This is a genomic window from Thermaerobacter sp. PB12/4term, from assembly GCF_003403315.2.
Lineage (GTDB): Bacteria > Bacillota > Sulfobacillia > Thermaerobacterales > Thermaerobacteraceae > Thermaerobacter.
Window position 1 is genome coordinate 1,137,962 of the sequence record NZ_CP048407.1, and the last position, 22,301, is coordinate 1,160,262.

Genomic DNA, 22,301 nt, shown 5'->3' on the forward strand with positions numbered 1-22,301 from the left:
CTGTTCGTGTCATCGTGGTGCGCCTGCCCGGCTTTCTGGGCCGGATCTTCCGCCGGGGGCGGCGCGGCAACGCCTGAACGACCTGGGATTTCTTGACGCCGGAGGGGCGCGCCGGCCCGAAACTGGCCGGCGCCACGCTTTTCAGCCGCCTGCCAGGGGTCCTTGCCGCAGGGGCCAGGGTGCACGACGCCGTCCCTCGGCCCGTCCTGGCGGCGGCTCCCAGCCGTTGCGGGCGGGGGCCGCGGCCCCTGCTGCCGTGGCGGGGGTGTTTGTGGCAACATGATGAGCGCTGTGGACTCGACCCCGCCGCGCCCCCCGGCGCCCCGGGCCCACCGGGCGGTGGGCCGCCAGGCGGTGACCCGGCCTGCTCCCGCGCCGGCGACCCCGGGGCCGGGGGCCGCATGGGATGGTGAAGGATGGAACGGAAACGGGACCAAGAACGCGAGCGGGACCATGGTGCCGCCGGTCTTGCCGGCGGCGGGGACGGCGATTACCTGGTGCGGGCGGTGGCCGGCGATGGCCTGGTGCGCGCCCTGGCCTGCCGGACCACCCGCCTGGTCGAAGAGGCCCGGCGGCGGCACGACACCTGGCCCACGGCCACGGCGGCCCTGGGCCGCGTGCTGACCGCCACGGCCCTGCTGGCCGCCCAGCTCAAGGATGACGCCACCGTCACCGTCCGGGTGGCGGGAAGCGGTCCCCTGGGGGCCATCCTGGCCACCGGCGAGGCGACCGGGACGGTGCGCGGCTACGTCCGCAACCCCCACGTGGACCTGCCCTTGCGGCCCGACGGCAAGCTGGACGTGGGGGGTGCCGTGGGGCTGCCGGGGTTCCTGCACGTGACCCGCGACCTGGGCCTGGGCACGCCGTACACCGGAAGCGTGCCGCTGGTTTCAGGGGAGATCGGCGACGACGTGACCGCCTTCCTGGTCCAGTCGGACCAGACGCCCTCGGTGGTGGGACTGGGGGTGCTGGTCGGCTCCGGGGGTAGCGTGCGGGCTGCGGGCGGGTTCATGCTGCAGCTGCTGCCGGGTCATCCGGAGGGGTGGGCCGAGCGGCTGGAACAAAACCTGCAGCAGCTGCAGGGCATCAGCCGCCTGATCGATGCGGGCCTGACCCCCGAAGCGATGATCGAGCGCGGCTTGGCCGGCCTTGCGCCGCGCATCCTGGACCGCCAGCCCCTGGCCTTCCGCTGCCGCTGCGACCGGCAGCGGGTGGAGCGGGCGCTGATCAGTCTCGGTCCCGAGGAACTGGAGACCATCCTGCGGGAAGACGGCGGCGCCGAGCTGCGCTGCCACTTCTGCGGTACCACCTACCACCTGAGCGGCGAGGAGCTGGAGGCGCTGGTGGCCGCCGCCCGGCAGGGCCGCCCGACCCGCCGGGCCGGGCAGGAGGGGGAGTCCCGCCAGGACGGATCGACCTAAAACAAAGGCCGGCCCCTGGCCGGCGCTTCGCCACCACGCATGCAGGTGCTGGGAGGACGGCCGCCGGTGGCGGCCGGCGCGGGCCGCTACCGGCCCGCGATACCGGAGGCCCCGGTGGCCGGGCGGTACCGGCCTCAGACGGCGCGCGCCACCCGGCCCGACTTCAGGCAGGTGGTGCACACGCGGATGCGGCGCACGCCCTGGGGCGTCACGGCGCGCACCCGCTGCAGGTTGGGGACCCAGATGCGCCGCGACTTGCGGTTGGAGTGGCTGACCTGGTTGCCGTAGTCCACGCCCTTGCCGCAGATCTCACAACGACGGGCCATATCGATTCTCCTTCCACTGTCCGCGGCCCCCTTGGGGCGCCGGGCCGGCCGCCCCCGGGGCCCGGCCGGCGGGACGTGCCGCCGCGCCGCGGAGCGGGCCTCCCGGCCGCTGGACACGCCACGGGGCCGCTCCTGTGGCCGCCGGGCCGGCCAGGGCCGCGGGGTGAACGATCAAGCCATGCCGCCGGCTCCCGCCGCGGGGACGGCCTCCACGGCGCCGGCATCGGGGGCGCTCATGGAACGTCCCTTGCATGGAGCCCGAATCACGCAGCCGATTCTACCACAGGCCCCACAGGGCGGCAAGGAATGGGGCGGCCACCGGCGAAGGGGAATGTCCGAGACCCGGCATGGGCCGGAACGGGGAAGCGGGGGGCATGGGGTTGCTGGAATTCCAGACCGATCACGGCCGGATTGCCATCAGCGACGAGGTGATCGCCGGCATCGCCGGCACGGCCCTGGCCCAGTGCGAGGGCGTGGTGGGCACGGTGCCCCGGGGCTGGCGCCAGGGACTGGCCGGCCTGCTGGGTACGGAGGCCCACGGGCGCGGTGTCGAGGTGTCAGGGGGCGACGACGGCCTGGAGCTGACGGTGCGCATCGTCGTAGCGTACGGCGTGCCCATTCCCGAGGTCGCCCGCGCGGTGATGCGGCGGGTGGGGGAGGCCGTGCGCCGGGCTGTGGGAGAAGAGCGGGTGCGGGTGAACGTCCACGTGGCCGGCGTGCGGGTGCCGGCGGGCACCTTGCCTGGACCCTCCGGGCCGGCGGCGCCAGGGGCTGCGGGCTCCCCAACGGTGGCAGGGCCGGGCGGATCCGGCGAGCTGCGGCCGGGCCCGGGGTCCCGCGGCACGAACCTGCGCGGGTGAGGCGATGGTCGGAATGAGGGCCGGTGCGGGGGAGGACATGGCGGCCCGGCGGGAGGGAGGCCCCCCGGAGCCCAGGCCGCACGGAACGCCTGCCGCGGCCGGCGGCGCCGGGCACGGCCCCGACCCAGGGCCCGCGGCCGCGGGGGCGGGAAGAGGGCATGCCCGCCCGGAGCGGCTTGCGGGTGCAGGGGAGCAAGGGGCCGCACGGCAAGGGACGCCCGGGTCCGGCCAGCCTGCGGGTGCCTGGGCCGAGCTGGCGGCGGCTCTGCAGCGGGCCGGCGACTTGCCGCCCATGTTGCCTGCCGCCGGCGCGGCAGCCGAGGTGCAGAGGGCCCTGGAAGCCGCTGCCCGGACCCTGCCCCCGGACCAGAGGGGACCCTTGCGGGAGGCCTACCGCCTGTTCCGCGACTTTGACCGGCTGCCACCCGGCCAGCGGGCGGAGCGGGTCGCCCGCGCCGTGGACCTGGTCGCCCGGGCCGCCGCGCCGGCGGCGGGGGAGTCCCCTGGGCGCCGGATCCCGCTCAACGGGGAACTGGCGCCCGCTGGGGCGCCTTCGCAGGGCCGGCCGCTTCCTCCGGGCGGGCAACCGGCTCCGTCCCCGGTGGCCCCTGCCAGCGGCCCTTCCGCAGCCGCCGGCACGGCTCCCGCGCCGGCCGCGGGGGCCGGGGCCTCCGCGCCCTCGGGACGGCGGTCGCCCCTGGCCGGCAGCGGTGCAGGGGAGATCACGCCGGCCACGCCCCTGGGCCGCCTGCCCGGCGTGGGCCGCCGGCAGGCCCAGCGCCTGGCCCGGCTCGGCCTTCACACCGCCGGGGACCTGCTCTGGCACCTGCCCCGGCGTTATGAAGACCGCTCCACCTGGAAGCCCATCGCCCGGCTGGTGCCCGGTGAGGTGGCCACCGTCCAGGGCGTGGTGGTGGCCGCCCAGCGCGTGCCCACCCGCACCCGGCGGGCCGTGGTGCGGGTGACGGTAAGCGACGGCAGCGGCCGGCTGGACGCCGTGTTCTTCAACCAGCCCTTCCGGCTCCAGCAGCTGTCCCCCGGCCGCGCGGTGCGGCTGAGCGGGCGGGTTGAGGCCGGCTACCGGGGATGGCAGATGGACCACCCGGAGGTGGAGCTGCTGGAAGGCGAGGGCGACGAACCGGTCCACACCGCGCGGATCGTCCCTGTCTATCCCGCCACCGAGGGCCTTCACCAGCGCTGGCTGCGCCAGCTGGCCTGGCAGGTGGTGGGCGCCCTGGCGGGGCGGGTGCCCGAGATCCTGCCCGAGGAGCTGCGGCGGCAGCTGAACCTGGTGGAACGGGCCCAGGCCCTGCGGGACATCCACTTCCCGCCCGATGCCGAAGCCTGGCAGGCCGCGCGCCGGCGCCTGGCCTTCGAGGAGTGGTTCGTCATGCAGGTGGCCCTGGCCCGGGTGCGCAGCCAGCAGCAGCAAGAACCCGGCCGGGCCCACCGGCCCGACGGCCCCCGGGTGGCCCGCTTCCTGGCGGGCCTGCCCTTTGAACTCACCCCTGCCCAGCGCCGCGTGCTGGACGAGATCCGGGCCGACATGGAAGCGCCGCGGCCCATGCGGCGGCTGGTCCAGGGCGACGTGGGCTCGGGCAAGACGGTGATCGCGGCCTGGGCCATGGTGAAGGCGGTGGAGAGCGGTGCCCAGGCGGCCTTGATGGCGCCCACGGAAATCCTGGCCGAGCAGCACGCCCGGCGGCTGCAGCAGCTGCTGGCCCCGGCCGGCATTCCCGTGGTGCTGCTGGTCGGCAGCCAGCCGGCGGCCGACCGGGAGCGGGTGCTCCAGGGACTGGCCACGGGCCAGTGGCCGGTGGTGGTGGGGACCCACGCCCTGATCCAGGAGAACGTCCGCTTCCGCGACCTGGGCCTGGTGGTCATCGACGAGCAGCATCGCTTCGGTGTCCGCCAGCGGGCCCTGCTCCAGGACAAGGGCCGGCTGCCGGACCTGCTGGTCATGACGGCCACGCCCATTCCGCGGACGCTGGCCCTGACCCTCTACGGCGACCTGGACGTGTCGGTCATCGACCAGTTGCCTCCGGGGCGCCAGCCCGTGCGCACCGTGTGGCTGCGGGGGCGCCAGCGCCGCAAGGCGTACGACCTTCTGGCGGCCCGGGTGGCGGCCGGCGAGCAGGGATACGTGGTCTGCCCGCTGGTGGACGACCCCGCCGCCGGGCCGGACCGGAACCCCGCCGGCGCCAGCACCACCGGCACCAGCGGGGCGCGCCGGGATGCGGCCGGAGCCGGCGGGCCGATCGGGGGGGCCACGGGTGCGGCTCCGGGCGGGCCATCAGGCAACGGCGCGGCCAGCGGCCGGCCGGCAGGCCACGGCCAGGGCTCCGGCGGCCAGGGCCCGGGCGGGGAGGAGCCGGCGGCAGGACCCGGAGGGGCTCCGGAGGATGCGGAGCACAAGGCGGTCACCACCTGGGCCGAGTACGTGGCCCGGCGCTATCCCCGGCTGCGCGTGGGGATCCTCCACGGCCGGATGCCCGGACCCGAAAAGGAAAGGGTCATGCGGGCCTTCGAGCGCCGGGCGCTGGACGTGCTGGTGGCCACCACGGTCATCGAGGTCGGGGTCGACGTCCCCAACGCGACGGTCATGATCATCGAAGGGGCCGACCGCTTCGGGCTGGCCCAGCTGCACCAGCTGCGGGGCCGGGTGGGGCGGGGATCCAAGGAGTCCCTGTGCATCCTGGTGGCCGACCCGGCCAGCGCCGAAGGCCAGATGCGGCTGGAGGCCCTCTGCCGCAGCCAGAGCGGGTTCGACATCGCCGAGTTCGACCTCCAGCTGCGGGGGCCGGGCGACTTCTTCGGCACCCGCCAGCACGGCCTGCCCGCCCTGCGCATCGCCGACCCGGTGAAGGACGCGGGCCTGCTGCGCCTGGCCCGGGAGGCCGCCCGCCGCCTGCTGGAGCGGGACCCGGGCCTGGACGAGCCGGCCCACCGCCCCCTGCGGGAGGAAGTGGTGGCCCGTTACGGTGACTTCCTGGCCGAGGCCCGGGCCCTCTGGAGCTAGGCCCGTCCAGGGGGATCCAGGGGCGGCGGGCGCCGGCCGGGCGTCAGGGCCGGCCGGCGGCCCGGGGCCCGGGCGACCGCGCCAGGAGGGCCGTGACCATGCCCAGGGTCCCGGCGCCGGCCAGAACCCCGTACATCACGGAAAACGACCAGGTCTCCAGGACCCAGCCCAGCATCGCCAGCCCGGCGCCGACCCCCAGGTCGATGGCATTGGCCAGCCATCCCGCCGCGAGGCCGCGGCGGTGGGCCGGAGCCCCGCCCACCGCCGCAGCCACCAGCGCCGTGTGGGCGATGCCGTAGCCCGCCGCCAGGACCGCCGCGGCGCCATAGACCGCCGTCACCGGTGCTGCTGCGGCCAGCGCCCCTTCCCCCGCTGCCATCAGGCCAAAGCCGAGGACCAGCAGGCGATGGGCCAGGGACGGCGTGGCAGCGTCCAATCCCCCGCCGCCGGCCCGTCGGTCGAGCCAGCTGCCGGCAGCGTAGCGTGCCCCCATGGCCACCAGGGCGAAGAGGGCCAGCCAGCCGCCCGCCCAGAAGCCGGCCCCCTGGGCATGGAGCACGGTCAGGTTCAGGGCGGCGCCGAAGATCACGCCGGTCAGGGTGCCCAGTACGAGAAAGGATCCAGGCAACGGCAGCCGCCCGGCGCGGGTGGCTGCCCCGCCGGTCGCGACCACCGGTGCGGCGGTGACCGCCGGTGGCCGCCGGGCGTCCCTGGGGGAGGCAGGCCTGGTATGGGCGGCCGGTTGCCCGGCGCCGGCCGCCCGGGACGGGGGCCCCTCCGGCCCGGCGCCCCCGCCGGCCGCGGGGGAGTGGGCCGAGGGGGTAGGACCTGACCCGCCGGCGACGGGAACGGGCGGCCCCCCGGCGGCGGCAGCCCGGTGGCCCGGGCGGCGCTCCGCCGGGTTCCCGGGCTCCGGCCGGCTGCGGGCCGAGCCGGCCAGCGCCAGCAGCAGGGCCATGGCCACGGCCGCTGCGGTACCGGCAAACAGGCCGGTTCGTCCCAGGTGGTGCCACGCCCACTCGCCCAGGTTGGTCCCGGCCAGGACGCCGCCGGTGTCGGCCAGCCCCTGCAGGGCCAGGGCCCGGGCGCGCTGGGCCGGTGGGGCCAGCGCCGCCATCAGGGCCTGGCTGGACACCACCAGGCCCGCCAGGGAGGTGCCCTGGAGGGTGCGGGCGGCGAATTCGGCGGCGGGGTGGCGGGAGACGGCGAAGAGAAGGGCGCCGGCCAGCCCTGCCGCCAGGCTGGCCAGAAGCAGCGGCCGGTGGCCGCGGCGATCGCCCCAGGCGGCCAGGAAGGGCCGCTGCAGCATGGCGGACAGGCCCATCCATCCCACCAGGAAGCCGATCCAGCTTTCGCCGGCCCCGCCGGCGGCCAGGGCCAGCGGCAGGCCGGTGGCCAGCATGTCCAGGGAGATGAAGTACAGCCAGGCGACGGCGGCAATGACGTAGACGGCTGCTGGCAAGAGGGCCACCTCCGGCAAACATCCGCCCACGTTCGCTGCCGCCGTGCCCGGATCCTGCCGGCGCCCGCTGCGGCCCGAGGGGTGGTGGATCCCGCGACCAGGGGTGGGTTCGGCAAACCAGTGCACGCCGGCCGGTCTACTGCGTCGTTGCGAGGTGGCGGGCCCTGCGACCCGGGGGTGGGCATGGCAGCCCCCTCCCGGCGCGCTCAGGCGAAGACGGGGGAGAGGTCGATTTCGTCGATCCGCGGGTGCAGGGCGGCGTTGAGGCCGCTGGCCACCACCGTGGCCATCTCTTCGACGAAGACGTCGATCTCCTTGGGGGTCACCATCAGGTCGCCCACGGCCGGTCCCAGCACCTCTTCGATCAGCCGCCGCTTGTCGGCCTCGGGCATCTGCCCCAGGGTGCGGAAGAGGGTGGACTGGGATTGCAGGGACCGGGTCAGGGCGTCCAGGGTGTCGTAGGCGATGGTGTGGGCGTGGACCACCGTGGGCACCCCGATGGCGATGACCGGGATGCCTAGGGTTTCCCTGGTCACCGCCGCCCGGTGATTGCCCACCCCTGAACCGGGGTGGATGCCCGTATCGGCGATCTGGATGGTGGTCATGATCCGCTCGATGTTGCGGGCGGCCAGGGCGTCCACGGCGATCACCATGTTGGGCCGGATCTGCTGCACGATGCCCCGGATGACGTCACCCGTCTCGATGCCCGTCAGCCCCAGCACGCCAGGAGCCAGGGCGGCCACGGAGCGCAGGCCGCCCTTGAGATCTTCCGGCACGTACTCCTGGAGGTGGCGGGTGACCAGCAGGCGGTGGACCACCTCAGGCCCCAGGGAATCGGGCGTGGCGTTCCAGTTGCCCAGGCCGACGACAAAGAAGGAGGCATCGGGCCGGTCCGGCAGCATAGCCGCCAGCTCCCGGGCCAGCACGTTGGCGACCCGCCCCTGCAGTTCCCGGTCCCGTTTGCGAAAGCCCGGTGATTCGATGGTGACGTACCGGCCGGGGGGCTTGCCCAGGCGGCGCGCCGCCTCGGGGCTCGTGACCGTGACCCGGGTGACCAGGTAGCCCTGGCCGCGCTCTTCCTCCACCTGGACCCCGGGCATGGGATGGGAGGTGCCGATGGCCTCCAGGGCCAGGTCGGTGCGGACGAACCCGGCCAGGTTGCCGGCTCCGCCGGCGCTAAGGGGTGGGGCCGCCGGCCGCGCGTCCCCGGCCGGCGTGCCGGTGGCCGGTGGGGCTGCCCGGGCCGGGCCTGCCGCCATCCCTGGGCCGCTGCCACCCCAGGGTGCCCCGCCCACCCCCGGGCGGGCCGGGTTCCAGCCCGCACCGCGCCGCCGTTCGGCCATCCGCTCCAGGTTGCCGCGTTCACCCTGGACCCTTCTGTCCCGCGGTCCCGTCACCGGGCCATCCCTCCGTTTCCGCCTCTTTAAGGTCTCCCGGGGTCACGGGCCCTTATCCCGGCCCGTCCTGGTTGGGCCCCGCGTCGCTGGGCACGGGGCGCCGGGCCGGGCGGCGCCAAGCCGGCTCCGGGGGAGGAAGACGGCGCCCCAGGGGCCACGGCGCGCGGCGGCCTGCTGCGGGCTCGCCGCCCGGCGCCCCGGATGCCCCGCCTGCAGGCCGAGGGGCCGCATGGAGCGCGGGAGCGCCGCCTTGAAGCGGACCCGCCGCCCGGGGCACGAGCGTGCCGTGCGGGGCGAGGGCGCCAGGCCCGATCGGCTCCCCACGTTCCCGCTGTGGGCCCTGCGGTCTCCCGCTATGGGTCTGTGCCCGCGGTCTGGACGCCGTGCCAGAGGGTGGCGTGCCACCCGCCAGAACCGCCGGGCAGACTATGCCCGTTGATGGGCGGTCGCCACCGGCCGCTTCTTGTTGCGGGCAGCCTGCCCGCAGCCGCTGGCGGGGAGCCTGCCCGCCAGCCGCGCCCCTGGCGGGCGGCAAGCCAGCGACCGTGACGGCGGCCGCCGCCGCCGGCCGTGACCGGGAAGGGAGGTGAGACCGGTGCAGAAGCGCTTGGGCCTGGCCTTTGCCGTCCTGTGCAGCGTGCCCTTCGTCATGGTCCTCAGTAATTCCATGCTGATCCCCGTGCTGCCCATGATGCGCGAGGCCATGGACCGGACCCTGTTCCAGATTGGGCTCATCATCACCGCCTTCTCCGTGCCGGCGGGGCTGTTCATCCCCATCGGCGGCTACCTTTCGGACCGGTGGGGCCGCAAGACGGTGATGATCCCCGGCCTGGTGGGGTTCGGCCTGGGTGGCCTGGTGGCCGGCCTGGCGCCCTTCTTCACCCGCGATCCCTACGGGTGGATCCTGGCGGGCCGGGTGCTGCAGGGCCTTTCGGCCGGAGGGATGTATCAGGTGGCGCTGGCGGCGGCGGGCGACATGTTCCAGGGGGGTGCCCGTACCCGGGCCATGGGCATCATGGAGGCCAGCAACGGGCTGGGCAAGATCGCCAGCCCCATTCTGGGGTCGGCCCTGGCGCTGCTGGCCTGGTATGCCCCCTTCTTCGCCTACCCGGCCCTGGCCACCCTCTCCGCCCTGGGCCTGTGGTGGCTGGTGCCCGAACCGCAGCGCCAGGGAGAAGCGCCGGCGCCGGGGCCCTACCTGCGGCGCATGGGCCGGATCTTCCAGGCCAAGGGTGCTTCCCTGGCCGTTTCCTTTCTGGCCGGCTTCACCGCGCTGTTCATGCTCTTTGGCCTGCTCAGCGTGTATTCCGACTTGCTGGAACGGCCCTTCGGCATCCGGGGATTCGTGAAGGGCCTGGTGGTGGCGATCCCCGTGGCGGTGGCGACCATCACCGCCTACGTGAGCGGCATCGTCCTCCAGGAGAGGCTATCCCGGTACCTCAAGGCGGTGGTGGTGACGGGGCTGGCGATCCTGGCGTTGGGGACGGGGGCCCTTTTCCTGACCCGCCAGCTGGTCCCCATGGTGGTGGCCATCAGCGTCATGGGCCTGGGGTACGGCCTGGCGCTACCCGCCCTCAACACCATGATCACCAGTTCGGTGGAGTCGGCGGAGCGCGGGGGGGTGACCGCCCTCTACGGCACCGTTCGCTTCTTCGGAGCCGCTCTGGGCCCGCCCGCCTTCGGCTTGCTGCTCCCTCTGGGCCGGGCGGCCATGTACCTGGGGAGTGCTGCAGCTGTCGCCGCCGTGCTGGGGCTGGTGGCCGCGTTCCTGCGCCAGGACGTGCTGCTGCAGCCGTTGCCGGCCCGGGCAGGCGACGGGCCCGCAGAGGCCCGAGCCCGGGATGGGGCCCTGCAGCCTCGGGCGGGAAGGCCCCCCCTGGGGGACGGCCGGCCGGCGGTCCGCCCGGGCGGCGTCGGGCCCGGGGTGATGTCCCGGCCCGTCGTGTCTCCGGCCCGCCATGGGCCTGACCCCGCCTCTGGTGCTGGTACGGCGGCGGTGTCCGGACGCGACGGCCTGGCCACGGCCGCGGCCCCCGGCGGCGGGGGGACAGGCCACGCGATACCATCAGGGGTCCCACGCCGCGGGACGGGACGGGGCGGGATCCCGCCCATCCCCCTGGGGCCATGGAGCCGGGTACGCAGCTCCTTTCCGCCCCGGGAGGGGATGAGCCCCGCTTCATGACGCGTGCGCGGCACCCGTCACCCAGACCAAACCACGGTGGAGGAGGAAGGCTCGTGCTCAGCCAGAAGGAGCTTCTCAACCTGCCTGAGCTGCTGAATGCTCACGCGGCCATGATCGAGAAGGCGGAAGCGGAGCAGGCCATGTGCCAGGACGAGCCGCTGCGCCAGATCCTGCAGCGCCACAGCCAGGTCTACCGGCGCCACTACGGGCAGCTCCAGTGGATGCTGGATCGGGCGCGGGGCCAGGGCGCGGCCCGGCCCCCCGCCGGTCACTACCACGGCGATGCCCGCTGGGTTCATGGCAACGGTCAGGCTACCCAGGGCTTCCAGTCCTTTGAACCGTACCGGCCGCCGGCGCCCCAGGGCCACCGGGTCAGCGACCGCACCCTGGCGGTGGGTTGCCTGGAGATGAACAAACACGCCTGCCTGGCGGCCACCTGGACGGCCCTGGAAGCAGCCCACCCCGAGGTCCGGCGGGCCCTGCTGGACATCGCCCGGGATCATGCCGAGATGGCCTTCGAGCTGTTTCAGTACCTCCAGCAGCGCAACTGGTACGCGGTCCCCCAGGCCCCGGTGGACATGGCGCGCCAGGTGGCCCAGGGCTTCCCGGGGGGCTATGCGGGTGCCGCTGCGCCGGGGGCCCCCCGCCCGGCGGGCGCCTGGGCGCGGTAGGCGCCCAGGGGGAGGCGCGGCCACGCCCAGCGAGTCCAGTACATGGAAGGAGAGGCTGCCGCCGGAGCGGGCGGCAGCCTCTTTCCTGCCGCGGCCCGCCCGCGCGGGCGCCGGCCCGGACACCCCGGTACAAAGCAAGCGGCGGGGCGCTGGCGCGTCCCCGCCGCTTGCCGGGAGAGGAGAAACCGGAGGAAGAGCCTTGGGGAGGATCCGTGACGGATTGGCCTCCGCAGCTCTTGCAGTCGATAATATGGAGGAGCCGGGCGGCCCTTATTCACCGCAGGACGGGCGCCGGCCCATGGCAATTTCAGGGAGGACGGGCGGTGCGCGTCACGGGAGGCCGCTGGCGCGGCCGGCTCCTCAAGGTCCCGGCCGGGCGGCAGGTTCGTCCCACCACGGACCGGGTGCGCCAGGCGCTGTTCAACATCCTGGGGCCGGCGGTGGAAGGGGCCCGGGTCCTCGATCTCTTTGCGGGGACCGGCAGCCTGGCCATCGAAGCCCTGAGCCGGGGGGCACGGGAGGCTCTGTGCATCGAGTCCGATCCCCGGGTGGTGGCCGTCCTCAAAGCGAACCTGCGCGCCGTGGGCGCGGGCGCCGACGCCGGCGTGTGGCGGCAGGATGTCTTTGCCGCCGTTGCGAAACTTGCGGGCGGTTCCCGGGTCTTCGATCTGGTCCTGGCCGATCCGCCCTATCGCCAGGGACTGGCGGCCCGGGTGGTGGCCGCCGTGGGCGGTGGCCGGCTGCTGGCGCCCGGCGGCCGGCTGGTGGTGGAGCACGACCCCCGGGAAGCCCTCCCGGACCGGATCGCCGGGCTGGAACGCGCCGACCGGCGCCGGTACGGCGACACCGCCCTGAGCTTCTACCTTGCGCCTGCCAGGAAAGGAGAGTCCCATGACCATCGCCCTTTGCCCGGGGAGCTTTGACCCGATCACCAACGGGCATCTGGACATCATCGAGCGGGCCAGCCGCCTGTTCGACCAGGTGCTGGTCACCGTGTTCATCAACTCGTCCAAGCAGCCCTGGTTCACGCCGGAAGAGCGGGTCGAGCTGGCCCGCCAGGCGACGGCCCACCTGCCCAACGTGTCCGTCGATGCCTATGACGGGCTGCTGGTGGAGTACGCCCGCCGCAAAGGGGCGCGGGTGATCGTCAAGGGGCTGCGGGCGGTCTCGGACTTCGAGTACGAGTTCCAGATGGCGCAGATCAACAAGCAGCTGGCCGGGGAGCTGGAGACCCTGTTCATGATGACCCGGCCTGAGAATGCCTACCTGAGTTCCAGCATCGTCAAGGAACTGGCCCGTTACGGGGTGGATCCGGTGGGCCTGGTCCCTGACGTGGTGCGGCCGGCCTTGGCCGCCCGGGCCGCCGTGCGGAGGAGGCGATGACGGTGGCGGATCACGAGCCCGCCCCGGAACGGGATCTGTACGTGCTCATCCGCGACTTCGAGCAGTTCGTGCATCATGCCAGCCGGGTGCCCCTGACGGGCAAGGTGATCCTGGACGAGGATGACGTCTACTCGTTCCTTGACCACCTGCGGCGCCTGGTGCCGGAGGAGATCGACCGGGCCCGCCGGCTGCTGGCCGACCGGGACCGGCTGCTGGAGCAGGCCCGGGCCGAGGCGGAGGCCATGGTGAAGCAGGCCAGCAGCTACGTGGAGCGCATGGCCCGGGAATCGGAGATCACCCGCAAGGCGGAAGAACAGGCCCGGCGGATGCTGGCCCAGGCGGAGGCCCGCTCGCGGGAGGTGCGGGCCTCCGCCAATGCCTACGCCGCCGACGTCCTGGACCGGCTGGAAGGGATCCTGCGCAAGGCGCTGGCCGCCGTGGCCGAGGGCCGGCAAGAACTGCAGGCCACCCTGCGGGCCGCGGCCCACCCCTCCGGGACGGCGGCCCGGGAAGCGGCTCCCACCCGGGAGGAGGCAGGGGTGGAGGATCCGGACGGCCAAGGGGCCGGCTGGGACGAGGAGGGCGGCGACTAGGCGACGACGCCGGTGCAGCCACGGCGGATCCGCCGCACCGGAGTCGCCGTGACGGGGCGGCCGGCGCCGGACCCGGTGCGGCCCCGGGCGTCAGCGCTGGCCCGACACGGTCCGGGCGCGCAACAGCTGGGTTACCGCAGCCAGGGCAGCGAGACCGCCCACCGCCACCAGGAAGTGGAAGGCTCCCGCCAGCAGCCGGCCCAGCCACGGCAGGGGGCCCGGTGCCGCCCAGGCCAGGGCCGGCAGGAAGGCGGGCGCGGCTACGGGAAACCAGGCCAGCCACAGGGCGGTCAGGGCCCCGGCGGCGACGGCATGGAAGGCCCGCGCCGCGATGTAGGGGCCGATGCTCAAGCCGGTGCCCTGGATGATGGCCGCCACCTGGGCGTGGACGGAAAGCCCGCTCCAGGCGATGACGGCACCGGCGATGACCAGGCGGTCGAAGAGGGGCGCCGGGGCCTGGGCGGCGGCCTGGGTGCCCAGGGTCAATTCGAACAGGCCGCTGATCAGGGACCGGGTCAGGGAAGGATCCAGGCCCAGGGGGTGCAGGACCAGCAGGAACAGGCCGCCTACCGCGGCCAGGATGCCGGCCCGGTCCAGCACCTGGATCACCACCGACATCAGGATGATCAGCCCGCCCACCAGAAGCAGCGTATTGATGGAATCGCGGACCGCGTCCCCCAGCACCTGGCCGAAGGGGCGGCCGTCTTCCTGGCGGGCGCGGACCATGGCGCGCCAGGCCCGGGCCAGCAGCCACCCTTCCTCCCCTGCCAGGGCTTCGCTGCGGTCGCTGCCGCCGCGCCAGAAGCGCAGGGCCAGGCCGGTGGCCAGCGCGCCCAGGTAGTGGCCCGCCATGATGGGTCCCGCCACGGCCGCCGTGCCGAACATGCCCACGGCCACGGCTCCTGCCATGAACAGCGGGTCGGCGGTGTTGCTGAAGCTCATGAGCCGCTCGGCCTCGGTCTTGCTGAGCAGCCCCTGCTGGCGCATCCGGGCCGTGATCACCGCGCCCAGGGGGTAGCCGCTGGCCAGGCCGACGGCGACGACGAAGGCTCCCGTGCCGGGAACGTTGAACAGCGGGCGCATGAAGGGCTCCATCAGCACGCCCATGAAATGGACCACGCCCAGGGCCATGAGGATCTGGGCGCCGATGAAGAAGGGCAGCAGGGCCGGGAAGACCACGTCCCACCAGACCTTGAGTCCGGCCACGGCGGCCGCGAAGGCCGTCTCGGGATACACCACCATGGCGACCACCAGGCCCACCACGGCGGCCACCAGCAAATGGGTAAGGGGTGACTGGCGCACGGGCACTCCCCCGTACCGGACCCGCCCCACTCCCTTGCGCACGGCCCCCCGGGAGCGGAACTGCCGCCGGCGGCCCCGCCGGCAGGACGGGACCGGGATGCCGGCCGGGCCGCCTGCGGGTTCCTCCGGCAACGGGCCCGGGCATGCCCTGAGGTGGGGCGCACCAGCATGTATATGGACGGCCCGGAGGCGGTATACCGGGGTGCCCGGGGGCCCGGCGCGGGACCGGCGAGGGATCCCCGGCGGCGCCGGCGGCCGCGCCTTCACGCCGTTCGGGCCTGCGGGACCGGCGGGCGGGGATCCCGGCCCGGGAAGGCAGGGCGCGGTACAGCCGGGCCGGCCTGGGGGGCCGGCGGGAGCGGGGGCACCGGCGCCGCTACAGACCGACTACAACCCGGATGGAGGAGACGGGCGCGACGGAGGCCACGGATGCAGACGGAGGCGACGGGTGCAGTGGACGGAAAGCCGGCGCCCGGGGGCCGCCCCCAGGGCGGGTCCGGCCGGCAACGGGACGGCGGCGGCCGGGAACCCGGCGGGCCTGCCGCGCTGCCTGGCGTCTCCGGCCCGGGGCCGGGCGGCCGCGGCGGGAGGCCGGTCGATCCCGGCGGCGGGCAGGGCCGTGCCGGTGGGGGAGAGGGCCTCACCGGCGGCCCGGCAGGCCACCCGGGGCCGGCGGCGGCCGGGCCCGGCCCGGCCGGGCCCGCGCCGGTGCCGCGGTTCGTCCCCAGGCTGGGGCGACTTCTGGCCGCCCTGGCCGTGGCCGGCCTGATGGGGTTTTTGGCCGCCCGCCTGCCCACCCCCTGGCTTCTGGTGGAGCCCGGCCTGGCCGTGCCGGTGCCCGTGCAAGTGGTGCGGCCCCCAGGCACGCGCCCGGTGGTGACGACCCCCTTCTGGCTGGTCACCGTGGCGGCCCGCCCGGCCCGGCTGGGCGACGCCTGGACGGTGCTGCGCGATCCCGGGCGCAGCCTGGTCACGGCCCGGGCCCTGGGCGGGGGTTCCCTGGACGAGGTGATGGCCGCCCAGCGCGCCGCCCTGGCCGCCAGCAAGGAGGCGGCCGCCGCTGCGGCCGCGGAGCTCATGGGGGTGGAACCCGGCGCCGTGGCCGGGTTCCCCCTCCCCCCGGCCATTGCCGGTCCCTCCGGAGGCCTGGCCATGGGCCTGGCGGCGGTGGACGCCCTTGCTCCCGGGGACCTGGCCGGCGGGCGGCGGGTGGGCGCCACGGGCACCCTATCTCCCGACGGCCGGGTGGGGCCCGTGGAAGGGGTGGAGCAGAAGTGGCGTGCGGCGGCCATGGCGGGCCTGGACGTGCTGTTCGTGCCGGCTCGGGGACCCGGCCCGGCGCCGGGCAGCGCGCCCATGGTGGTGCGGGTACCGAGCCTGGCGGCCGCCGTGGCCTGGCTTTGCCAGCAGGGGGGCCAGGGCCCGCCGTGTGACTGAAGGGCAAGCGAAACGCGATGAAGGGGGAACCAGGAGGGCCGGCCCCCACCCTGTGAACCGCGCACCCTGTGGACCGGCAGCACCGGGCGCACCGGCCTTTTGACACCCCTGCCGCGCCTTTCTATAATGATCCCGTTGTGTAGCGAGGGACGAGGAACATGGCCGATCCGCTGGTCATCGATGTGGAAGCCCTGACCCGCCAGCGCGGGCTGCAGTCGACGGGCACCGTGGTGGCGCCCATCGAGCCCATTCCCGTGCCGGGCGGCGACATCGCCGCCCATGGGCCCATCCGCTTGCAGTACCGGCTGACCCACACCGGCGAGGGCCGCATCTGGCTGGAAGCGGACCTGGCCGCCAGGGCCAGGCTGACCTGCGATCGCTGCCTGGACTCCTTCGAGGCGAACCTGCACACCCGCTACGAAGAGGAGTTCCTGCCCCGGCCGGCGGGTGCCGGCGCCGGGGAGGAACCCGAGGACGCGGGCGACACGCGGGTCGCCTACTACGACAACCACCAGGTGGACCTGCGGGAGGGGATCCGCCAGAACCTGATCCTGGCGGTGCCCGCCAAGCAGCTCTGCCGGTTGGGATGCCGCGGCCTCTGTCCCCGCTGCGGCAAGAACCTGAACGAAGGGCCCTGCGACTGCCGGGATGAGGATCTGGATCCCCGGCTGGCGGCCCTGGACCAGTGGTTGCGCGAGCACGGCAAGGGGGAGGAAGGGGACCATGGCGGTTCCGAAGCATAAGACGTCCAAGTCCCGCCGGGACAAGCGGCGGACCCACTGGAAGCTGCAGGCCCCGGCAGTGGTGGAGTGCCCGCAGTGCCACCAGCCGAAGCGGCCGCACCGGGTGTGCCCCAACTGCGGCTACTACGACGGCCGGGTGGCGGTGCAGAAGGAATCCTGACGCCGGACGGACCCAGGATCCTGACCGGAGCCGCAGGCGGCCTGGGCCCGGGCTTCCAGGGCCAAGCCGGATGGGCCGGTGGGTGCCATCCGGTTTTGTTTTTTCTTAAGGGTGGTCGTGACCGGGTGGTCGTTACCGGGTTGCCGCCGGGCGGCGCCGGCGCCTGGAAGCCATTTCCCGGCTTGGCATGGCCGGTGGCCTCGCGTATACTGGCGGTGGTTTTGTCCGGGTTATAAGGGCAGGTATTAAAACCGGAGGTTATGACCAGGTGCGAAACACGCGGCCGCCCCTCAGCTTGACGGTGCCCTCCGGTTCGTCCGGGTCCCCGCCGGAAACCCCGGCCGGGTCCCCGCGCCGCGGGCTGCCCGGATCCGCAGGCGGCCGCGACTCCCGCGCCACGCGGCAGGCCCGGCTGGTGCAGGTTCTTCAGGAGAACCCCTTTCTGACCGACGAGGAACTGGCCGAGCGCTTTCACGTCAGCGTGGCCACCATCCGCCTGGACCGCATGCGCCTGGGCATTCCCGCGGTCCGGGAGCGGGTTCGGGCGGTGGCGGAACGGGTCCACGGCCGGGTCCGCGCCCTGCCCCTCCAGGAGATCGTCGGCGAGCTGGTCGACCTGGAACTGGGCAAGTTCGGCATCTCCATCCTGCAGACCACCCCTGAGATGGCCTTTGCCCGCACCCGCCTGGTCCGCAGCCAGTACATCCTGGCCCAGGCCGATTCCCTTGCCCTGGCCGTGGTGGACGCCGAGCTGGCCTGCATCTCCGTCGCCAACATCAAATACAAAAAGCCCGTCCAGGTCGGCCAGCGCCTGGTCGCCAGGGCCGTGGTGCTGCGCCACCGGCGGGACGGGGAGCCGGTGGTGCTGGTGCAGACCCGGGCCGGGGACGAGACGGTCTTCCGAGGCAAGTTCGTCGTCCAGGTGCTGGCGGGTCCGGGGGCCGGGCCCCGCGCGGCCGGGCCCCAGAAGTCCGGGGAGGAACCTGCGGGCGGCGCCGCCACCGGTGACGGGCGAGGGGAGGTGGAGCCATGACGGGGACGGATCCGGGGATCCCGCGCCGGTGGCGGGTGGCCGTGGACGTCATGGGCGGCGACGGCGCGCCCTCGGTGCCCGTGGCGGCCGGCCTGGCGGCCGCAGCCCGGTGGCCGGTGGACATCCTCTGGCTGGGCCCCCAGGAGCGGGTGGCGGCGGAGCTGCGCCGCCAGGGCGCAGGCTCGCCACCGCCCGGCCGGATCGTCCACGCCTCCCAGGTGATCGAGGCCGGCGATTCGCCGGTGGCGGCCCTGCGGCGCAAGCAGGACTCGTCCATCGCCGTGGGCATGCGCCTGCTGCGGGAGGGGGAGGCCGACGCCTTCGTCTCGGCGGGCAGCACCGGTGCCCTGATGGCCGCCGGCAAGCTCATGCTGGGGACCCTGCCGCGGGTGGCACGCCCTGCCCTGGCGGCCGTGCTGCCCACCCTGGACGGCCGCGGTTTCCTCATGCTGGATCTGGGCGCCAGTGCGGAAGCCGATCCCGAGCAGCTGGTCCAGTACGCCGTCATGGGCGCCGTCTATGCGCGGGAGGTGCTGGAGCGGCCCTCCCCGCGGGTGGCCCTGCTGAACATCGGCAGCGAGGCCGGCAAGGGGAACCGGCTCTACCGCGAGACCTATGAGCGCCTGGCCTCCAGCGGGCTCCACTTCGCCGGCAACGTGGAGGCCCGCGAGCTCTTCGCTGGCAAGGCTGATGTGGTGGTTTGCGACGGTTTTACCGGCAACGTCGCCCTCAAGGCCATGGAGGGTGCAGGAGAGGCCTGCTGGAAGCTGCTCAAGGCCGAGGTGGCGCGCCGGCCTCTCGCCCGGGTCGCCGCCCTGCTGCTGCGCCCCGTCCTTCTGGGCGTGCGCCGGCGGCTGGATTACGGCGAGTACGGGGCGGCGCTCTTCCTGGGCCTTGACGGCCTGGTGTTCAAGTGTCACGGCTCGTCGGACACCCGGGCCTTTGCCAACGGCATCGGGGTGGCGGTGAAGGCGTGCCAGGGACGCCTGCTCCACCGCATCGGCGAGTCCATCGGCAAGGAGGACGGTGAAGCCCTTGGTCGCGGCCGGTAGAGGGGTGACCATCGCCGGCATCGGCGCCTGCGTGCCGCCGGTGGTGGTGACCAACGACCACCTGGCTGAGGTGGTGGAGACGGACGACGAATGGATCCGCACCCGCACGGGGATCCGCCAGCGGCGGGTGGCCGATCCGGACACCGCCACGTCCGACCTGGCGGAGGTGGCGGCCCGGCGGGCCCTGGAGGAGGCCCAGGTCCGCCCGGAGCAGGTGGACCTGATCATCGTCGCCACGGTGACGCCGGACATGCCCTTCCCGTCGACGGCCTGCCTGCTGCAGGACCGCCTGGGCGCCACGCGCGCCGCCGGGTTCGACCTGGAAGCGGCCTGCTCGGGATTCGTTTATGCCCTGGCGGCGGGAGCCCAGTTCGTGGCGGCGGGCCTCTACGACACCGTGCTGGTGGTGGGGGCCGAGACCCTGTCCAAGATCATCGACTGGAGCGACCGGCGCACCTGTGTGCTGCTGGGTGACGGCGCGGGCGCGGCGGTCTTGCGCCCGGCGGCTCCCGGCGAGGGCATCCTGGGCCTCTACCTGGGCGCCGACGGCTCGGGGGGAGACCTGCTCAAGCAGCCGGCCGGCGGGTCGCGCCTCCCGGCGTCGCCCGAGACGGTGGCCCGGGGCCTCCACTACGTGCAGATGAACGGCCGGGAGGTCTTCAAGTTCGCGGTCAAGACGATGGGCGACGCCGCCCAGGCCGCCCTGGCCCAGGCCGGCCTGCGCTTTGAGGACGTGGACCTGTACATACCCCACCAGGCCAACTACCGCATCATCGAATCGTCGGCCCGGCGGTTCGACCTTCCCCTGGACCGGGTGGTGGTGAACATCGACCGCTACGGCAACACCTCGGCGGCTTCCATCCCGGTGGCCCTGGACGAGGCCCTGTCCGCAGGCCGCGTGCGGGCGGGGCAGACGGTGCTGCTGGTCGCCTTCGGCGGCGGCCTGACCTGGGGGGCCGCCGTCGTCCGCTGGGGCTATGACCGGCCCGCGGCCCGGCCGCTGGAGATGCCGGGCCGGCAGCCCGAGTACGGCCTGCCCGCCTGGATTCGCGAGCAGGCGGCCCGGGGCCGGGCGCGGCTGGACGGGACGAACCCGGCCCGGCCGGCCGTCGCTCCACCGGCAGCCGGCGCAGCCCTGGACCCGGCGGCGGCCGCCGCCGGCGGGTCCGGGTTCCGACCGGCCCCGGGGGGTGAGCAGGCGCCATGAGCGGCACCGCCGTGGTGTTCCCCGGGCAGGGCGCCCAGTACGTGGGCATGGGCAAGGACCTCTACGAGCAGTTCCCCGAGGCCCGGGAGGTCTTCGCGGAGGCTTCGGCCGCCGCCGGCTTCGACGTGGCCCGTCTCTGCTTCGAAGGTCCGGAGGACCAGCTGCAGCTGACCGAGTTCCAGCAGCCCGCCCTGCTGGCGGTGGGCGTCGCCTGCTGGCGGGTGCTGGCCGCCCGCGGGCTGGAGCCCGCCATGGCGGCAGGCCTCTCCCTGGGCGAGTACGGGGCCCTGGTGGTGGCGGGGGTGCTGGAGCTGGCCGATGCGGCCCGGGTGGTGCGGCTGCGGGGCAAGTTCATGCAGGAGGCGGTCCCGCCGGGCGAAGGGGCCATGGCCGCCCTGCTGGGCCTGGAGGCCGGCACCGTGGAGGACATCTGCCGCCAGGTGATGGACGCGGGCGCCGGGGTGGTGGAACCCGCCAACTACAATTGCCCCGGCCAGATCGTGGTGGCCGGCCAGCGGGCCGCCGTGGAGGCGGCGCTGGAGCGGGCCCGGGCGGCCGGAGCCCGCCGGGCGGTGCTCCTGCCCGTCAGCGCGCCCTTCCACTGCCGGCTGATGGAACCGGCCGCCCGGCGGCTGGCCGGCGTCTTGGCCGAGGTGCCCTTCCGGCCGGCCCGCATCCCGGTGGTGGCCAACGTGACGGCCGAGCCGGTGACGGACCCGGAGCGGATCCGGGAGCTTTTGGTCCAGCAGGTTTACCACCCTGTGCGCTGGGAGCAGTCGGTGCGCCGGATGCAACGGGAAGGGATCACGCGGCTGGTGGAGATGGGGCCCGGCAAGACCCTGACGGGTTTCGCCCGGCGCATCGACAAGCACCTTGACGCCGTCGCCGCCGGCACTGCGGAGGAAATCCTGGCGCTGGTTGCCCGTCCGGAAGGGGGTTTGCTAGCATGAACCTTGATCGCCGGACGGCCCTGGTGACGGGTGGCTCCCGCGGCATCGGGCGGGCCATCGCGGAGGCGCTGGCCGCGGCGGGGGCCCGGGTCGCCCTCAACTACCGGTCCTCGGCGGCCGCCGCCGAGGAGGTGGTCGCCGCGATCCGGGACCGGGGCGGCGAAGCCGTGGCCTTCCAGGCGGACGTGGCCGACGGGGATCAGGCCACGCGCCTGGTGGAGCAGGCGGCCGATGCCTTCGGTGGGCGCCTGGACATCCTGGTCAACAACGCCGGCATCACCCGGGACGGCCTGATCCTGCGGATGAAGCCGGAACAGTGGGACGAGGTGCTGAACACCAACCTGCGCAGCCTGTTCTTCACCTGCAAGGCGGCGGCGCGGGTCATGCTGCGGCAGCGCTCGGGGCGGATCATCAACATCACGTCGGTGGTGGGCCTGACCGGCAACGCTGGCCAGGCCAATTACGTGGCGGCCAAGGCGGGGGTCGTGGGCCTGACCAAGGCCCTGGCCCGGGAGCTGGGGTCCCGCGGCATCACCGTCAACGCCATCGCCCCGGGCCTGATCGCCACCGACATGACGGGCGAGCTGGCGCCGGAGTACCGGGACGCCCTCGCCCAGCGCATCGCCCTGGGGCGGCTGGGCACGCCGGAAGACGTCGCTCACGCCGCCGTTTTTCTGGCTTCCGATGCGGCCGCCTATATCACCGGACAGGTGCTGGTGGTGGACGGCGGCCTGTCCCTGGGGTGAGCCGGCCGGGAGCCCTGCCCCGCGCACCGCGGCGCCGGCAGCGGCGCCCGTCCGGGCCGTCCCGCCGGGCTGCGGTGCCCCCGGCACCGGGGAGGGGAAAGGAGGTGGCAACATGGCGGACGAGGCCCTTTTCCAGCGGGTCAAGGCCATCATCGTGGAGCAGCTGGGGGTCGATGAAGCCAGCGTGACGCCCGAAGCCCGGTTCATCGAGGATCTGGGCGCGGACTCGCTGGACATCGTGGAGCTGATCATGGCCCTCGAAGAGGAGTTCGACCTGGAGATCCCCGACGAGGATGCCGAGAAGATCGCCACCGTGGGGGATGCGATCCAGTACATCGAGTCCCACAAGTGACCACG

21 protein-coding genes are annotated in these 22,301 nt (G+C 74.3%); 17 read left to right on the top strand and 4 right to left on the bottom strand.

What is annotated here, in order from left to right; genetic code table 11:
• Window positions 1–416 precede the first annotated feature (416 nt).
• Window positions 417–1,421 (top strand): Hsp33 family molecular chaperone HslO, encoded by a 1,005-nt coding sequence (gene hslO, locus DYI95_RS04620; RefSeq protein WP_116901577.1) that lies wholly within the window; start codon window positions 417–419, stop codon window positions 1,419–1,421.
• A gap of 134 nt (window positions 1,422–1,555) precedes the next feature.
• Here hslO and rpmB read toward each other — a convergent pair whose 3' ends face one another.
• On the bottom strand, window positions 1,556–1,747 hold the full coding sequence (rpmB, locus tag DYI95_RS04625; RefSeq protein ID WP_116901576.1) for a 50S ribosomal protein L28: 192 nt from the start codon (window positions 1,745–1,747) through the stop codon (window positions 1,556–1,558).
• A 374-nt stretch (window positions 1,748–2,121) separates the two neighbouring features.
• Between rpmB and DYI95_RS04630 the strand changes: the two genes are divergently transcribed.
• Together DYI95_RS04630 and recG are read left to right on the top strand one after the other, a co-directional pair.
• Window positions 2,122–2,607, top strand: coding sequence for an Asp23/Gls24 family envelope stress response protein (locus tag DYI95_RS04630; protein WP_243149867.1), 486 nt, complete (start codon window positions 2,122–2,124; stop codon window positions 2,605–2,607).
• Window positions 2,608–2,620: 13 nt separating this feature from the next.
• Entirely contained in the window at window positions 2,621–5,626 is a 3,006-nt protein-coding gene (gene recG, locus DYI95_RS04635) for an ATP-dependent DNA helicase RecG (RefSeq protein WP_116901575.1), read from the top strand.
• Window positions 5,627–5,669: 43 nt separating this feature from the next.
• Here the strand turns inward: recG and DYI95_RS04640 are convergent, their stop codons facing one another.
• Window positions 5,670–7,088, bottom strand: coding sequence for an MFS transporter (locus tag DYI95_RS04640; RefSeq protein WP_116901574.1), 1,419 nt, complete (start codon window positions 7,086–7,088; stop codon window positions 5,670–5,672).
• 206 nt (window positions 7,089–7,294) lie between these two features.
• Window positions 7,295–8,485 (bottom strand): GPR endopeptidase, encoded by a 1,191-nt coding sequence (gene gpr, locus DYI95_RS04645; RefSeq protein WP_116901573.1) that lies wholly within the window; start codon window positions 8,483–8,485, stop codon window positions 7,295–7,297.
• A gap of 595 nt (window positions 8,486–9,080) precedes the next feature.
• Here gpr and DYI95_RS04650 point away from each other — a divergent pair.
• The 5 genes from DYI95_RS04650 (at window position 9,081) to DYI95_RS04670 (ending at window position 13,314) form a co-directional block, all read left to right on the top strand.
• A complete protein-coding gene (locus DYI95_RS04650) occupies window positions 9,081–10,667 on the top strand; it encodes an MFS transporter (RefSeq protein ID WP_116901572.1) in 1,587 nt (528 codons plus the stop codon).
• A gap of 53 nt (window positions 10,668–10,720) precedes the next feature.
• Window positions 10,721–11,338, top strand: a complete 618-nt coding sequence (locus DYI95_RS04655; protein ID WP_116901571.1) for a spore coat protein — start codon at window positions 10,721–10,723, stop codon at window positions 11,336–11,338.
• 323 nt (window positions 11,339–11,661) lie between these two features.
• Window positions 11,662–12,261: a 16S rRNA (guanine(966)-N(2))-methyltransferase RsmD gene (rsmD, locus tag DYI95_RS04660; protein WP_116901570.1), complete on the top strand. Its 600-nt coding sequence runs from the start codon at window positions 11,662–11,664 to the stop codon at window positions 12,259–12,261.
• Window positions 12,230–12,721 carry a pantetheine-phosphate adenylyltransferase gene (coaD, locus tag DYI95_RS04665; RefSeq protein WP_116901569.1) on the top strand — a complete coding sequence of 164 codons (492 nt, stop codon included), beginning with the start codon at window positions 12,230–12,232 and terminating at the stop codon, window positions 12,719–12,721. Before rsmD ends, coaD begins: the two co-directional genes overlap by 32 nt.
• The gene (locus DYI95_RS04670; RefSeq protein ID WP_116901568.1) at window positions 12,718–13,314 is read left to right on the top strand and encodes a hypothetical protein; all 597 of its coding nucleotides are present in this window, start codon (window positions 12,718–12,720) and stop codon (window positions 13,312–13,314) included. Before coaD ends, DYI95_RS04670 begins: the two co-directional genes overlap by 4 nt.
• A gap of 90 nt (window positions 13,315–13,404) precedes the next feature.
• Here DYI95_RS04670 and ylbJ read toward each other — a convergent pair whose 3' ends face one another.
• Entirely contained in the window at window positions 13,405–14,658 is a 1,254-nt protein-coding gene (ylbJ, locus tag DYI95_RS13015; RefSeq protein WP_305849877.1) for a sporulation integral membrane protein YlbJ, read from the bottom strand.
• Between the two features lie 387 nt (window positions 14,659–15,045).
• Between ylbJ and DYI95_RS13020 the strand changes: the two genes are divergently transcribed.
• From DYI95_RS13020 to acpP, 9 genes are all read left to right on the top strand, one after another.
• Window positions 15,046–16,053 carry a S16 family serine protease gene (locus DYI95_RS13020; protein ID WP_305849878.1) on the top strand — a complete coding sequence of 336 codons (1,008 nt, stop codon included), beginning with the start codon at window positions 15,046–15,048 and terminating at the stop codon, window positions 16,051–16,053.
• Between the two features lie 158 nt (window positions 16,054–16,211).
• Entirely contained in the window at window positions 16,212–16,796 is a 585-nt protein-coding gene (locus tag DYI95_RS04685) for a DUF177 domain-containing protein (RefSeq protein WP_116901567.1), read from the top strand.
• Entirely contained in the window at window positions 16,777–16,956 is a 180-nt protein-coding gene (gene rpmF, locus DYI95_RS04690; RefSeq protein WP_116901566.1) for a 50S ribosomal protein L32, read from the top strand. Before DYI95_RS04685 ends, rpmF begins: the two co-directional genes overlap by 20 nt.
• Window positions 16,957–17,224: 268 nt before the next feature.
• Window positions 17,225–17,989, top strand: a complete 765-nt coding sequence (fapR, locus tag DYI95_RS04695; protein WP_116901565.1) for a transcription factor FapR — start codon at window positions 17,225–17,227, stop codon at window positions 17,987–17,989.
• Window positions 17,986–19,041 (top strand): phosphate acyltransferase PlsX, encoded by a 1,056-nt coding sequence (plsX, locus tag DYI95_RS04700; RefSeq protein ID WP_116901564.1) that lies wholly within the window; start codon window positions 17,986–17,988, stop codon window positions 19,039–19,041. The genes fapR and plsX overlap by 4 nt, the downstream gene beginning before the upstream one ends.
• Window positions 19,016–20,248: a beta-ketoacyl-ACP synthase III gene (locus DYI95_RS04705; RefSeq protein ID WP_371731888.1), complete on the top strand. Its 1,233-nt coding sequence runs from the start codon at window positions 19,016–19,018 to the stop codon at window positions 20,246–20,248. The genes plsX and DYI95_RS04705 overlap by 26 nt, the downstream gene beginning before the upstream one ends.
• Window positions 20,245–21,198: an ACP S-malonyltransferase gene (gene fabD, locus DYI95_RS04710; RefSeq protein ID WP_116901563.1), complete on the top strand. Its 954-nt coding sequence runs from the start codon at window positions 20,245–20,247 to the stop codon at window positions 21,196–21,198. The genes DYI95_RS04705 and fabD overlap by 4 nt, the downstream gene beginning before the upstream one ends.
• Window positions 21,195–21,944: a 3-oxoacyl-[acyl-carrier-protein] reductase gene (gene fabG, locus DYI95_RS04715; protein ID WP_006905002.1), complete on the top strand. Its 750-nt coding sequence runs from the start codon at window positions 21,195–21,197 to the stop codon at window positions 21,942–21,944. The genes fabD and fabG overlap by 4 nt, the downstream gene beginning before the upstream one ends.
• Before the next feature lie 112 nt (window positions 21,945–22,056).
• A complete protein-coding gene (acpP, locus tag DYI95_RS04720) occupies window positions 22,057–22,296 on the top strand; it encodes an acyl carrier protein (RefSeq protein WP_006905001.1) in 240 nt (79 codons plus the stop codon).
• The last annotated feature ends 5 nt before the right edge of the window (window positions 22,297–22,301 follow it).

Coding starts and splice junctions, on each gene's coding strand:
- DYI95_RS04685 (WP_116901567.1), top strand. CDS start 16,212: ATGGCCGATCCGCTGGTCATCGATGTGGAAGCCCTGACCCGCCAGCGC.
- recG (WP_116901575.1), top strand. CDS start 2,621: ATGAGGGCCGGTGCGGGGGAGGACATGGCGGCCCGGCGGGAGGGAGGC.
- DYI95_RS04630 (WP_243149867.1), top strand. CDS start 2,122: ATGGGGTTGCTGGAATTCCAGACCGATCACGGCCGGATTGCCATCAGC.
- fabD (WP_116901563.1), top strand. CDS start 20,245: ATGAGCGGCACCGCCGTGGTGTTCCCCGGGCAGGGCGCCCAGTACGTG.
- rpmF (WP_116901566.1), top strand. CDS start 16,777: ATGGCGGTTCCGAAGCATAAGACGTCCAAGTCCCGCCGGGACAAGCGG.
- coaD (WP_116901569.1), top strand. CDS start 12,230: ATGACCATCGCCCTTTGCCCGGGGAGCTTTGACCCGATCACCAACGGG.
- hslO (WP_116901577.1), top strand. CDS start 417: ATGGAACGGAAACGGGACCAAGAACGCGAGCGGGACCATGGTGCCGCC.
- acpP (WP_006905001.1), top strand. CDS start 22,057: ATGGCGGACGAGGCCCTTTTCCAGCGGGTCAAGGCCATCATCGTGGAG.
- rpmB (WP_116901576.1), bottom strand. CDS start 1,747: ATGGCCCGTCGTTGTGAGATCTGCGGCAAGGGCGTGGACTACGGCAAC.
- DYI95_RS04670 (WP_116901568.1), top strand. CDS start 12,718: ATGACGGTGGCGGATCACGAGCCCGCCCCGGAACGGGATCTGTACGTG.
- plsX (WP_116901564.1), top strand. CDS start 17,986: ATGACGGGGACGGATCCGGGGATCCCGCGCCGGTGGCGGGTGGCCGTG.
- DYI95_RS13020 (WP_305849878.1), top strand. CDS start 15,046: ATGCAGACGGAGGCGACGGGTGCAGTGGACGGAAAGCCGGCGCCCGGG.
- fabG (WP_006905002.1), top strand. CDS start 21,195: ATGAACCTTGATCGCCGGACGGCCCTGGTGACGGGTGGCTCCCGCGGC.